This window comes from Micromonospora sp. WMMD558 (assembly GCF_049315255.1).
GTDB lineage: Bacteria > Actinomycetota > Actinomycetes > Mycobacteriales > Micromonosporaceae > Micromonospora.
On the sequence record NZ_CP186061.1, the window covers coordinates 3,764,373 to 3,777,297 of the forward strand.

At 70.9% G+C, this 12,925-nt stretch carries 10 protein-coding genes; all 10 read right to left on the minus strand.

The genetic code is table 11. The features are described from left to right. Positions 1–25 precede the first annotated feature (25 nt). The gene (locus ACN26Y_RS18135) at positions 26–322 is read right to left on the minus strand and encodes a hypothetical protein (protein ID WP_155331427.1); all 297 of its coding nucleotides are present in this window, start codon (positions 320–322) and stop codon (positions 26–28) included. 26 nt (positions 323–348) lie between these two features. Further along, positions 349–2,175, minus strand: coding sequence for a hydantoinase B/oxoprolinase family protein (locus ACN26Y_RS18140; protein ID WP_422733101.1), 1,827 nt, complete (start codon positions 2,173–2,175; stop codon positions 349–351). Further along, positions 2,172–4,226 (minus strand): hydantoinase/oxoprolinase family protein, encoded by a 2,055-nt coding sequence (locus ACN26Y_RS18145; RefSeq protein WP_422733102.1) that lies wholly within the window; start codon positions 4,224–4,226, stop codon positions 2,172–2,174. The genes ACN26Y_RS18140 and ACN26Y_RS18145 overlap by 4 nt, the downstream gene beginning before the upstream one ends. 104 nt (positions 4,227–4,330) lie before the next feature. Then, the gene (locus tag ACN26Y_RS18150; protein ID WP_422733103.1) at positions 4,331–5,227 is read right to left on the minus strand and encodes a carbon-nitrogen hydrolase family protein; all 897 of its coding nucleotides are present in this window, start codon (positions 5,225–5,227) and stop codon (positions 4,331–4,333) included. Between the two features lie 17 nt (positions 5,228–5,244). Further along, positions 5,245–5,919, minus strand: a complete 675-nt coding sequence (locus ACN26Y_RS18155) for an SRPBCC family protein (RefSeq protein WP_155331431.1) — start codon at positions 5,917–5,919, stop codon at positions 5,245–5,247. Then, a complete protein-coding gene (gene cutA, locus ACN26Y_RS18160) occupies positions 5,916–8,318 on the minus strand; it encodes an aerobic carbon-monoxide dehydrogenase large subunit (protein ID WP_155331432.1) in 2,403 nt (800 codons plus the stop codon). Before cutA ends, ACN26Y_RS18155 begins: the two co-directional genes overlap by 4 nt. Continuing rightward, positions 8,315–8,797: a (2Fe-2S)-binding protein gene (locus ACN26Y_RS18165; RefSeq protein WP_155331433.1), complete on the minus strand. Its 483-nt coding sequence runs from the start codon at positions 8,795–8,797 to the stop codon at positions 8,315–8,317. Before ACN26Y_RS18165 ends, cutA begins: the two co-directional genes overlap by 4 nt. Continuing rightward, complete coding sequence (locus tag ACN26Y_RS18170) at positions 8,784–9,662, minus strand: FAD binding domain-containing protein (protein ID WP_155331434.1); 879 nt, start codon at positions 9,660–9,662, stop codon at positions 8,784–8,786. The genes ACN26Y_RS18165 and ACN26Y_RS18170 overlap by 14 nt, the downstream gene beginning before the upstream one ends. Continuing rightward, on the minus strand, positions 9,662–11,140 hold the full coding sequence (locus tag ACN26Y_RS18175; RefSeq protein WP_422733104.1) for a uracil-xanthine permease family protein: 1,479 nt from the start codon (positions 11,138–11,140) through the stop codon (positions 9,662–9,664). The genes ACN26Y_RS18170 and ACN26Y_RS18175 overlap by 1 nt, the downstream gene beginning before the upstream one ends. Positions 11,141–11,268: 128 nt before the next feature. Next, positions 11,269–12,915, minus strand: a complete 1,647-nt coding sequence (locus tag ACN26Y_RS18180) for a PucR family transcriptional regulator (protein WP_155331436.1) — start codon at positions 12,913–12,915, stop codon at positions 11,269–11,271. Between the last annotated feature and the right edge of the window lie 10 nt (positions 12,916–12,925).

Sequence of the window (12,925 nt, forward strand, 5' to 3'; positions counted from 1 at the left end):
TTCCGACGGCGATGCATGGGCAACATCAGCCGAATGAGGCAGCTCTGTTCGGCAACAGTTCGCGCCCATTAGAGTTGACGCTGCCGCGCTCGACGGCGTCGATCAGACCGCGTCTGCGGAGGTTCTCGGCGACCTGCGTGAACTCGCCGGCGATGACGGCGACGCGCCGTCCGCCGAGTCGGCCCGCGCCGGTGATGACGGCCTCGTCGACGCCCGCAGTCTGGCGCGCGGTCGCCAGCGCGGCCGCGTAGTCGGGGTCGAGCGGGGCCGGGTCGGTGACGGGTTCGTCCCACGGCTCCCAGGTTCCGGGCTCGATGACCAAATCGATCAGGTCACGCGCCGATCTCCTCACACCCGGTCGACCTCCGCCCACGGGCGACCGCCGGAGAGCCGCGCGTAGCCGGGACCGCGGTCGAAGAACGGCTGGTCGCCGGTGCGCCGACTCCGCAGCGTCGCGCGGAGTGCGTCCGAGGCCGCCTCGTCGACCCGGTCACCGGCCATGACGACACCGTAGTCGTCGCGCGCCCCGGTCACGCTCACCTTGCCCCACGCCACGTCCCGGGCCACCTCGTCGTACGGGCGGGTGAGCGGATCGCCCCAGCCGCCGCCGCCGGTGGTGCGGATCCGGATCACCTCGCCGGCCCGTACCGGCTCGGCGTCGGCGAGCGCGTCCACCTCCCGCTCGTTCGGCCCGCCCGGGTCGATCACCACACTGAACGGTCGGCCGGCCTGCCCGCCCTTGACGCCCCAGCAGGACAGCACCGACCGGTCGGCGATCGACATGAAGTTCGCGTCGCGCAGCATCCGGATGTGCTTGTCGTAGCCCAGGCCGCCGCGGTAGCGGCCGGGACCGCCCGAGTCGACGGCCAGGCCGAGCCGCTCCACGACGAACGGCCAGCGGGACTCGGCGAACTCGACGGGGATGTTCCGCGAGTCCGGTACGACGTGGATCGTGTCCTCGCCGTCGGCGTAGTACCGGCCGCCCGAGCCGCCGCCCAGCACCTCGCGCATCAGGTAGGGGCGGCCCTCGGCGTCGGTGCCGTAGACCCCGGTGTACCGGATGGTCTCCTGGTCGGCCGGCATCCGACCGTCGACCGCCTTGGCCAGCACTCCGGCCAGCACCCCGAGCAGGCGCAGGATGACGAACGTGCGCGCGTTCGTCGGCGCCGGGAAGACCGGCGTCAGCAGCGTCCCCGGTGGTGGGAACCGCATCTCGATGAGCGGCACCACGCCCTCGTTGACGTCCAGTTCGGCCATCCGCTCGGGCGTGTCCGCGAGGTTGCGCAGGATCGGCGCGAGCCACTTCTTGAGGAAGTTACCGTCCGCGTAGTCGCCGCAGTGGTTGATCGGCCCCTTGGCCTGTGGTGAGGTGCCGGTGAAGTCGATGATCAGCCGGTCGGGCACCTTGGTCAGCGTGATCCGCTGGGTGTGCAGTCGGGGCTCGTCGACACCGTCGTGCTCGGCGTAGTCCTCCCAGACGTACGTCCCGTCGGGGATCTTCGCCAGGATCTCGCGGCGGAACGTCTCGGTGGTCTTCTCGACGATCGCGTCGAAGCACGCCTCGACCGTCTGGCGGCCGTAGCGCGCGAACAGGTCGGTCAACCGCCGCGCGCCCATCAGGCAGGCCGCGCACTCGGCATCGAGGTCGGCCGCTAGCGAGTCGGGCATCCGCGAGTTCCGGGTCATGATCTTCAGCGCCGCCTCGTTGGGCACCCCGGCGTCCCGCAGCCGGATCGGCGGCACCATCAGACCCTCTTCGAAGACGCTGGTCGCGCCGGAGGGCATCGAGCCGGGGCAGGCGCCGCCGATGTCGTCGTGGTGGCCGAACGCCTGCACGAACGCGACGACCTCGCCGTCGTGGAAGACCGGCACGGTGACGCACAGGTCCGGCAGGTGCCCGATGCCCCCTTCGGACAGGTAGACGTCGTTGTGGAAGAACACGTCGCCGGGCCGCATCGTCTCCAGCGGGTAGTCGCGCGCCACCGGGTGCACGAGTGCCGAGTAGGAACGGCCGGTGAGCTTGCGCAACTTTCGGTCGTGGATGCCGGCGCGGTAGTCGTGCGCGTCGCGGATCATCGGCGAGCGCGCCGTACGGCCGATCGCCGTCTCGACCTCCCGCTCGATCGAGGCCAGCGTGCCCTCGACGATCTCCAACACGATCGGGTCCACGTTCACGAGTCGTCCCTCCCGTCCCAGCTGGCGTCCACCAGGGTCAGCACCAGGTTTCCGTAGGTGTCGACGGTCGCGGTGAAGCCGGGATGCAGCGGCACGGTCGAGCCGTACTCGTCGATCACCGCCGGGCCCTCGACCGTGTCCCCCGGGCGCAGGTCGTCGCGCGAGTAGATGGGTGTGTCGGCGTACTCGTCACCGAAGCACACCCGCCGGAACGTGGGTTGGGCCGCCGGGCCGGCGTCGAGGCTGGGCAGGGTCGGACGCCGGATCGGGCCGATCCCGGTCACCCGGAGGTTCACCCACTCGACCTGCTGCTCCGGCCGGTGCCGGAAGCAGTAGCCGTAGAGCTGTTCGTGGGCGTCGTGGAAGCCCGCCACCACCGCGTCCGGATCGAGGTCGTCGACCGGAACCCGCACCTCGAACGCCTGCCCGTAGTAACGCAGGTCCGCCGAGCGGACGTACCGGTGCTGGTCGCGGGGGAAGCCCTCGGCGTCCAGCGCCTCGGCCGCGCGGCGCGTCAGCACGTCGAAGTGCCCCTGTACAGCGTCGACGTCGAGGTTGGCGTGCCGGGCCACGTACGTCTGCACATAGTCGTTCTTCACGTCGACGGTCAGCAGGCCGAACGCGGACAGGTTGCCCGGATTGCGCGGCACCACCACCGCGCGCAGCCCGAGGATGTCGACCAGCCGGCAGGCCAGCAGCGACCCAGATCCGCCGAAGGTGGTGAGGGCGAAGTCGCGGACGTCCAGGCCGCGCTTGACGGTGACCTGGCGCAGCGCGTTCGCCTGGTTCCAGGCGGATATCTCCAGGATCCCGGTGGCCGTGGCCTCCAGGCTCAGTCCGAGCTTGGCGCCGAGCGCCGCGAGCCCGTCGCGGGCGGCCTGGACGTCGAGCGGCACCTCGCCGCCGAGCAGGTGCGGCGGGATCCGGCCGAGCACGGCGTGCGCGTCGGTCACGGTCGGCTCCGAGCCGCCCCGCCGGTAGCAGAGCGGCCCCGGGTCGGCTCCGGCCGACCGGGGGCCGACCTTGAGGGTGCCTTCGGGGGAGAGCCATGCCACCGACCCGCCGCCGGCGCCCACCGTCACCACGTCGATCATCGGAATCTTCGAGGGGTACGCGCCGATGCTGCCCTCGGTCGTCAGGGTCGGTTCGCCGTGCAGCACGACCGACACGTCGGTGGAGGTGCCGCCCCCGTCGAGGGTCAGCACCCGATCGAAGCCCGCCGTGCGGGCCACCAGCGCCGCGCCGAGCGCGCCGGCCGCCGGGCCGGAGAGCACCGTGGTGATCGGCTGCTTCGTCACCTCGTCGGCGGAGAGCACCCCGCCGTTCGACTTCATGATGTAGAACGGCGTGTCGCCCAGGCGCTGTATGATGCTCTGGACGTAGCGGCCGACCCGGGGCTTGACGGCGGCGTCGATCAGAGTGGTCATTGCCCGCTCGTACTCGCGGTACTCGCGCAGGACCTCGCACGACACCGAGACCACCGCGGCGGGGTGCTCCTCGGCGAGGATCTCGCGCATCCGCAGCTCGTGCGCGGGGTTGGCGTACGCGTGCAGGAAGCACACCCCGATGGTCGTGATGCCGTTGCGGGCGAACCACCGGGCCGTCTCGCGGGCCTGGTCCTCGTCGAACGGTCGCAGTTCGGCGCCAGTGTGGTCCAGTCGGCCGCCGACGGTCTTCACAAGGTCGGCGGGGACGATCCGGGGCGGCTTCACCCAGAAGTAGCTGTTGCCATACCCGTCGGGCACGCTCTGCCGGGCGATTTCGAGCAGGAACTCGTATCCCTCGGTGGTGATGAAGCCGATCCGGTCGATCTTGCCTTCGAGGAGCTGGTTGGTGGCGACGGTCGTGCCGTGGCAGACCGCGACGATGTCGACGGCGTCCTCCGGGAGCACCTTCCGCAGGCCGGTCAGAAACCCGTCGGCCGGGTCGGCCGGCGTCGACGGCGTCTTGGTGGTGAACACCTCGCCGGTGTCCTCGTCGAAGGCCACCACATCGGTGAACGTGCCCCCGGTGTCGATGCCCACCCGGACGCGGCGACGTTGCTCCGGCATGTTCGCTGTCCCTTCTGGCGCCTTGGCGAGCATTCAACCGGCGAGGCACGCCCAACTCGTCGGCAACATGTGCCAACGCTTCGCGTGAGCAGGTGGCGATCGGCCTACGCGCGTTCGCCGTGCGGGAACGACGTGTGCGCCGGCCGCCGGAGGTCGTCGAGGTGCCGCTCGATGAAGGCGAGGTTCCGGTCGGCGAGGTGATCGAAGCGCTGCGGGACGTTCGACCCGGGCGTCAGTGACGCCATGGCCGTGTGGGGGTCGAGGTGGGCGCTGACCCAGCCCTCGTGCGAGGCGGCGCGGGCGATGACCTCGGCGATCGGAGTGACGATCATGGAGTTGCCGAAGTACGGAATGCCGGCGGGGTCGACGCCGGTGGCGTTCGCGCCGATCATGAACACGTGGTTGTCGTAGGCGCGGGCCCGATTGGTGAGCTCCCAGATGTCGGCCGAGCGCAGCAGGGCCGAGGGCCGGCAGATCACCTCGGCGCCGAGTACGGCCTCCACGCGGGCCAGTTCCGGATAGTCGCCGTCGAAGCAGATGATCAGTCCGATCTTGCCGAGCTCGGTGTCGACGACGACCGCCTCGTCGCCCACGGTCACCCAGCCGCCGGAGGGCCGGTCCTCGCCGACGAACAGGTGCGTCTTGCGGTACGTGCCGAGAACGTCGCCGGACGGGCCGATCAGCGACGCCGTGTTGTAGACCTCGCCGCGGGAGGTGCCGCGCGCGTAGGTGGGGAAGACCACGTGCACCGACATCCGCGACGCGGCCTGCTGGATCGGCTCGGCGAGTGGGCCCACCAGATCCCACAACTCCTCGGGCGGAAGAGCGGGGGTGAACCCGGTGGTAACCGTCTCCGGCAGGACGAGCAACTCGGCACCGGTGGCGTCGACGCAGCGTTCGACGTACTCGACGCACTTGTCGAGATTCGCCTTGACCGACTCGGCGGTGAGCGGGCCGGGGGTCGGTGCGATCTGGATGGCAGCTGCGGTGAACGCGCGCATGGTCCGATCCTCTCTGGTCAGCGACGGCGCGCGGCCCGGCCGGCGACCAGGCCGCCGACCAGCGCGCCGAGCAGCGCGATGCCGGCGCCGACGGCCACGCCGAGCGTGAAGTCGCCGCCCGGCAGGAGGCCGCCGGCCGGTGCGGAAACGGCATGTGGCCTGCTGAAGAGGGTGGGCGCGGCCGTCGCCTCAACCGGCAGCCCCGCCGGCGCCTCCGCCGACACCGGGGCCGGCGCCTCCTCGGCGGGTGCGGCTCCGGTCAGCACCGCGTCGACGGCGGCGAAGAACTCAGCGGCGGTCTTCTTCGCCACCCCGGCGAGGATCCGCTGGCCGACGCCGCCGATCATCCCGCCGACGACCGCCTCGGCGTCGTACGACAGCAGGGTCACCCCGTCGCCCTCGTCGGCCAACGTGACGGTGACGTCGGCCGAGACCGTGCCGGGCGCCCCGGCGCCGGATGCGTGCAGCACGAACGAGTGCGGCGCGTTCTGGTCGGTCAGCCGCACCTCGCCGGCGAAGGAGCCCTTGATCGATGCGACGCCCGCGGTGACGGTGGCTTGATATGCGTCGGGGCCGACCTGTTCGAGCGTCTCGCAGCCGGGGATGGTCCGCACCAGCACGGCGGGGTCGTTGAGCACGGCGTACACCGTCTCGACCGGGCCGTGCAGGAACGCCGTGCCGGACACCTTCATGGGCTTACCTTCCTCTTCAGGCCGGGCACCTCGCCGGCCTCGTGGCGCCGGCGCAGCTCCCACAGCTCGGACGGCGAGATCGGCATCCGGTCGATGCGGAACCCCTCCGCGTCCTCGATCGCGGCCGCGATCACTGCCGCGCCGGGGATCACGCCGGCCTCGCCGGCGCCCTTGACCCCGAGGGGGTTCAGTGGGGACGGGGTCTCGAGGTGGTCGACTTCGATCTTGGGCACCTCGGAGGCGTACGGGATCAGGAAGTCCATGTAGGAGGCGTTCAGCAGCTGACCGTGCTCGTCGTAGACGATGCGCTCGTACAGCGCCCCGCCGACGCCCTGCGCCACGCCGCCGTGCACCTGACCGGCCACGATCCGCGGGTTGATGAGGGTGCCGCAGTCGTGTACCACGCAGTACCGCAGGATCCTGATGTCGGCGGTCTCCGGGTCGGTCTCCACGATCGCGGCGTGTGCCCCGTTGGCGAACGTGGAGCGCAGCGGGGAGTAGTAGTCGGTGGCTTCCAACCCCGGCTCGTCACCCTCCTCGACCGGCGGCCGGTCGGTGCGCCCACCCACCGCGAACTGGGTGGCGCGGGCGGTTTCGGCGTCGAAGGCGTACCGCATCGGGTTGGCGAGCACCGCGACCGTCTTCAGGGGGATCTCCGCACCACCCTCGGAGCGCACCACGCCGTCGATGATGTCGAGGTCGTCGGGGGAGCAGGACAGGGCCTCGGCGGCGATCCGCAGGGCCTTGCGGCGCACCTTGCGGGCCGCCAGCGCGACGGCGTTACCGCTCATCACCGCCGCCCGGGAGGCGAACGTACCGACCGCGTACTTGAACCGCCGGGTGTCTCCGGTGACGACGGTGACGTCCTCGACCGGCACGCCCAGTTCCTCCGCGGCGACCTGCGCGAACACGGTCTCGTGGCCCTGCCCCTGGGTGGTCAGGCCGGTCGCGACGTGGACCTGGCCGTTGGTCTCGACGCGCACGTGCGCGCCCTCGTACGGCCCGACCCCGGTGCCCTCCACGTAGCAGGCCAGCCCGATGCCGACCCGGCGACCCGCGGCCCGCGCCTGCTCCCGGTAGGCCGCGAAGTCGTCCCAGCCGATCAGCTTGCGCAGCTTGTCGAGCGAGGCCGGGAAGTCGCCGGAGTCGTACACCAGCCCACGGCCGTCCTGGAACGTCAGGCCCTGGTCGAACGGCATCTCCTCGGGCTGGATGAAGTTGCGTTCGCGGACCGTCGCCCGGTCGAGGTCGAGGTGATCGGCGATCGCGTCCATCGTGCGCTCCATCGCGAACACGCCCTGCGGCCGGCCCGCGCCCCGGTACGGGGTGACCATGACGGTGTTCGTGTACAGCGAGTGGAACTCGACCCGGTACGTGCCCGGCTTGTACGGGCCGAGGAGTTGGGTGGCGGTGATGACCGGCACGATGATGCCGTACGGCGTGTAGGCGCCGTTGTCGTGCAGGAACTCGACGTCGAGGCCGAGGAGGCGTCCGCTGTCGTCGAACCCGACCCGTACGGTGTGCTGCTGGCCCCGCTCGTGAGCCGAGGAGATGAAGTGCTCTCGGCGGTCCTCGGCCCACTTGACCTCGCGGCCGAGTCGGATCGCGGCCCACGGCACGAGGATCTCCTCCGGCCACGGGTGCATGATCTTCACGCCGAACCCGCCGCCCACGTCGGGCGTGACGACCTCGACCCGGTCGACGGGCACGTTCAGCTTGTGGGCGATCGCGAAGCGCAGGGACGTGGACGTCTGGGTGGAGGAGTACACCCGAAGTGAACGGTCGTGGGCGTCCCAGCGGGCGTACACGCCCCGGCCCTCCATCGGCATCGAGGCGGAGCGTTCGATGTCGAGGTGGAGTTCCAGCTTGTGCGGCGCTGCTTCGATGGCGGCACGGGCGTCGCCGACCTCCTGGACGAGGTGCGCGGCGACGTTGTCGGGCACGTCGGGATGTACGGCGTGCTCGGCGCGGAACGCGGTGCCGATGCCGACGACGGGGGGCAGCGGCTCGTACGACACCCGGATCCGCTCGCAGACGTCCTCGGCGATGTACCGGTCGCTGGCCACCACCATCACGACCGGCTCGCCGACGTGTCGCACCACGCCGTTGGCGAGCGGATACCCGGTGCGCGGTGCGTGCAGCGCCGGGTGGGGGATGAGAACCGGCAGCGGATCGGCCACCCGGTCGTCCAGGTCGTCGTACGTGTAGATCGCCACGAGTCCGTCGACGTCGAGCGCGTCGGTGACGTCGACGTCGATGATCCGCGCGTGCGCGTGCGGGCTGCGCACGAAGGCGGCCCCTAGGGTGCGCTTGTCCCCGAGGTCATCGAGATAGCGGCCCTGCCCGGAGACCAGCCGCGGGTCTTCGAGACGCGCGATCGGCTCGCCGAACACCTTCATCGCTCGCTCCGCATGATGTCGGCGGCCTGTAGAACCGACGCGACGATGTTCTGGTATCCCGTGCAGCGGCACAGGTTCCCGCCGATCGCCTCGCGCGCGTCCGCCTCGGTCGGCTCCGGATGGTCCCGCAGGTACGCGGTGATCGTGGTGACGAACCCCGGTGTGCAGAAGCCGCACTGCAGTCCGTGGCAGTCCTGGAACGCCTGCTGCACCGGGCCCAGCCCGCCGTCGACCGCCCGGCAGCCTTCGACGGTGGTGATCTCGGCGCCGTCCACGCTCACCGCGAACAACAGGCAGGAGCGCATCGGAGCGCCGTCGACCAGCACCGTGCACGCGCCGCAGACGCCGTGCTCGCAGCCGACGTGCGTGCCGGTGAGCCCGAGATCGTGGCGCAGGCAGTCGGAGAGCAGCCGCCGCGCGGGGACCCGGACCGCCCGCTCGATCCCGTTGACGGTCAGCCGGACCTCATGCTCGGACATGTGCGCTCGCTTCCCGCGCGGCGGCCCGCGCCGCCCGGGCCGTCAGGGTGCCGACCAGGTGCCGGCGGTAGGCGGCGGTGGCGTGGATGTCATCTTCCGGCTCGACCGCGCCGGTGGCCAGCGCCCCGGCGGCTGCCCAGTCGGCGGTGTCGACGTGCTGGCCGATCACCGCTTCGGTCAGGTCGACGAGCACCGGTGTCGGACCGACCGAGATGAAGGCCGCCCTGGCGTGGACGACCCGCAGGTCGGGGTCGAGCGTCACGAGTACGCCGACACCGCAGAGCGCGTAGTCGCCGTGCCGGCGGGACAGTTCGAGCCAGGCACTGCCGGTGCCGGCCGGCGGTGTGTGGAACGTCGCGGACACGGCCAGCTCGCCGGGCCGCAGGCAGGACTCCAGCGGCCCGACGAAGAAGTCTTCCGCCGCCACGGTGCGGCGGCCGTCGGTCGACGCGAGCGTGACGCAGCCGTCCAGCAGAGCGAGGACCGCCGGCATCTCGCCCGACGGGTCGGCGTGGACCAGGCTGCCGACCGTCGTGCCCCGGTTGCGGATCGTCGCGTGGGCGACGTGCCCGGTTGCTTGGCGCAGCAGCGGAATCGCCTCGTACGCCGCGGCGTCGCGCTCCAGGTCGGCATGCCGCGCGAGCGCGCCGACCTCGACGCCACGGTCGAGGACCCGGATGTAGGCCAGTTCGGTGAGGGAGTTGATGTCGATCAGCTCGCGCGGTGCGGCCAGCCGCATGTTGAGCACGGGCACCAGGCTCTGGCCGCCGGCGAGCACCTTGCCGTGCTGCCCAGCCTCGGCGAGGACAGCGAGGGCCTCGCCGAGGCTGGTCGGCCGGTGGTAATCGAAGGACGACGGCTTCATCAGGCCCTGGGTGCCGTGCCGTCGCGAGTGATGGTCTCGGCCGTTTCCGCGGCGCCGGCCTCGGCCGGCGGACGGGGGTCCGGGACTATCACCGTTGCCTCGGCGCGCTGCTGGTCGAGCATGTGCGGCGGCGCGATGGCGCGGACGAGGTGGTAGCAGACGACGGTGACGATCGTGCCGAGCGCGATCCCGGCGAGCTGGAACTCCTGGTTGAACACCAGCGTGGTGTTGCCGATGGCGATGATGATGCCGGCGGCCACCGGGATCAGGTTGATCGGGTTGCCGAAGTCGACCCGGTTTTCCTTCCAAATCTTCGCGCCGAGCAGCCCGATCATGCCGTAGAGCACGACGGTGATGCCACCCAGCACGCCGCCCGGCGTCGCGGAGACGATGGCGCCGAACTTCGGCGAGAAACCGAACAGAATCGCGACGAGCGCCGCGACGTAGTAGGCGGCCGTGGAGTAGACGCGGGTTGCGGCCATGACCCCGATGTTCTCGGCGTACGTGGTGGTCGGCGAACCGCCCACCGCGCTGGCGAGTGCGGTGCCCACGCCGTCGGCGGCGATCGCCTTGCCCATGACGGGGTCCAGGTCGGTGTCGGTCATCTCGGCGACGGCCTTCACGTGTCCGGCGTTCTCCGCGATCAGCGCGATCACGGCGGGCAGCACGAGCAGGATGAACGTGAGCTTGAAGTCGGGCAGGTGCCAGCCGGCGATCTCCTTGCCGTCCGGACCCGTCGAGGTCTGCGGCGGGAAGCCGAACCAGTCCGCCGACTGGACTCCGGCCCAGTTGACCCGGAAGTGCTCGGTGGTCTCGTTGGCGGCCGGGTCGAAAGAGTTGATCCTTCCGAAGACCCGGTCGAAGACCCAGGACAGGACGTAGCCGAAGATCAGGCCGAGGAAGACCGCGATCCGGCCGAGGAAGCCGCGGAACCCGATCGCCATGCCCATCACGGCGAGCATCGTCAGCAGCGCCACCCACTGGTCCTGGGGCCAGTAGATGCCGGCCACGACCGGTGCGAGGTTGAAACCGATCAGCATGACGACGGCGCCGGTCACCACCGGAGGCAGGACGCGGTGCAATGCCGGCGCGCCGAGGAAGTGGATGGCGACGCCGCACAGCGCCAGGATCAGACCGGCCACCAGGATCGCGCCGGTGACGTCCGCCGAGTCGCCACCCTGTGCCCGGATCGCCACCACACCGCCGACGAACGACGCCGAGGTGCCGAGGTAGCTGGGCACCTTGCCCTTGACGATCAGCAGAAAGCAGATCGTCGCGATCCCACTCATCATGATCGCGAGCTGCGGGTTCAGCCCCATGATGAGCGGGAAGACGAATGTCGCACCGAACATCGCTACGACGTGCTGCGCGCCCAGCCCGAAGGTGCGTGGCCAGGAGAGCCGTTCGTCCGGGCGGACCACCTCGCCCGGGGGCGGAGTCTTTCCCCCATGGACGACCCGCCAGTCCAGCAAGGCCATGTCCGCTCCTCTCTATGGCAGCTCGCGGCGACAGGCCGCGCCTGAATTGCCGATCAGGATGTGGCCCACGTCACCCGAGAATCATTGGCAATATCACGCCAACATGGCGGAGCGGACTTGGCAAGACTTCACAGCCCGCGAATCTCGAGGACGCGTAGCGCCAACATGAGGTCGAGCCGGAGCATCGCATCGGTGGTGAACGGCCCGACCGTGCGTTCCAGTTTGCCGATCCGGTAGCGCAGCGTGTTGTAGTGGAAATGCAGCCGTCGCGCCGTCTCCGCCACGTTGCAGTTGGTTTCCAGCAGCACGGCCAGGGTGTGGCGCAGGTCGGCGTTCTCGGCGTTGTCGGCGACCAACTCGCCGAGCACGTCGGCGACGAACCCGCGCAGTTCCTCACCGTCCTCGATGAGCGACAGCAGCCGGTGCACGCCCAGCCGGTCGAAGCTGGCTCGCGCGCCGTTCCCGTGCAGCCGCCGGCCGATCCGGACCGCCGCACGCGCCTGCTCGTAGGCTTGGGCAAGCTCCTGCGGCGCGGCGGCGGCCCGCGAGACGCCGAGCGAGAACGAGCGCCGCCCGCCGCCGCCGTCGCCCTTGACCAGCCGGACCAGCTCGGCCACCAGCCGGTCGATGTCGCCGTCGGCGGGAAGCCCGAGCAGCACCACGACCTCTCGGTTGAAGTTGACGACCGCCGCCTGCGGGTCACGCCAGCGCACGACGCCCTGCCAGGCGGCGGCGAACCGCTCCTGGATCGGCCGGAGCTGCGGCGCGGACGTGGCAGGCGGCACCGCATCGGGGTCCAGCTCGGCCACGACGACGACCGACGGGCGGTCGATCTCCCAACCGAACGCGCGGGCGTGCGTGACCGCGGCCGGAAGGTCGTCGACTCGGCCGGCCAGCAGGTCGCGCAGGAAATCGGCCTGGTACTTGCTCTCCACCGCGGCCACCGCGAGCTTCTTGGTGATCGCCAGCGCCGCCACGGTCGCCGCCCGCTCCAGGTGATGGACGTCGGCGTCGGTCAGCGGAGTCCGTGGGTCGGCCGGGAACGCCACGATCCGGCCGTGGTCGACCCGACCGGCGACGATGGGTACGACCGTGTGCTCTCCCTCGGACTCGACCAGGAATCGACCCGACGGGTCGAAGCCGGTCGGGATCTCGCCGGCCCGGGCGAGCACCCGGCCGTCGGGCGTGGTGATGAGCGCCGGCCCGCCGAGCAGCCGGGTCAGCTCGGTGGCCAGATCGGTGAGGTCTCCGCCGTCGAGCACCACCGACACCAGCGCGCGGTGCACCTCCTCGCTGCGGGCGAGCACCGCCGCCTGCCGGTTCAACAACTCGCCGTGCACCTCGTTGAGCACGTCGGCGAAGCCAGCGTCGGGCGGGACCTCGAGGATCGGGAAGCCCCGCCGATCAGCCTCGGCGAGCATCGCGGCCGGCACCTCGTCGAGATACCGGTGCAGCTTGATCGCCAGCGCCGCCAAGCCGCGGTTGTCAAGCTCACCGACGAGGCCGACAAGCGCCTGCGGATCCTCGCGGAGCGGGTAGCCGGTTGTCAGCAGTAGCTCGTTCGGCTTGACCCAGGGGAGGATGTCGGGCACCTCCATCACATTGAGGTACCGCACGATCCGATCCAGGCCGGCGGCGCCGGCGAGTACCTTGGCGCCGGCCAGCGACGAAACGCCGAGAATCTCCTGTACCCGTAGGCCCAGCGCGGGGGCGACCCGGTCCAACTGGGCGACTTCAGCCGAAGGATCGCCAAGACCTTTGGCAGGTTCTACCATCCGCGCACTG

Excerpts from the sequence above, each read along its gene's own strand:
- ACN26Y_RS18145 (WP_422733102.1), bottom strand. The coding sequence starts at position 4,226 with ATGCCGGAGCAACGTCGCCGCGTCCGGGTGGGCATCGACACCGGGGGC.
- ACN26Y_RS18150 (WP_422733103.1), bottom strand. The coding sequence starts at position 5,227 with ATGCGCGCGTTCACCGCAGCTGCCATCCAGATCGCACCGACCCCCGGC.
- ACN26Y_RS18155 (WP_155331431.1), bottom strand. The coding sequence starts at position 5,919 with ATGAAGGTGTCCGGCACGGCGTTCCTGCACGGCCCGGTCGAGACGGTG.
- cutA (WP_155331432.1), bottom strand. The coding sequence starts at position 8,318 with ATGAAGGTGTTCGGCGAGCCGATCGCGCGTCTCGAAGACCCGCGGCTG.
- ACN26Y_RS18165 (WP_155331433.1), bottom strand. The coding sequence starts at position 8,797 with ATGTCCGAGCATGAGGTCCGGCTGACCGTCAACGGGATCGAGCGGGCG.
- ACN26Y_RS18170 (WP_155331434.1), bottom strand. The coding sequence starts at position 9,662 with ATGAAGCCGTCGTCCTTCGATTACCACCGGCCGACCAGCCTCGGCGAG.
- ACN26Y_RS18175 (WP_422733104.1), bottom strand. The coding sequence starts at position 11,140 with ATGGCCTTGCTGGACTGGCGGGTCGTCCATGGGGGAAAGACTCCGCCC.
- ACN26Y_RS18180 (WP_155331436.1), bottom strand. The coding sequence starts at position 12,915 with ATGGTAGAACCTGCCAAAGGTCTTGGCGATCCTTCGGCTGAAGTCGCC.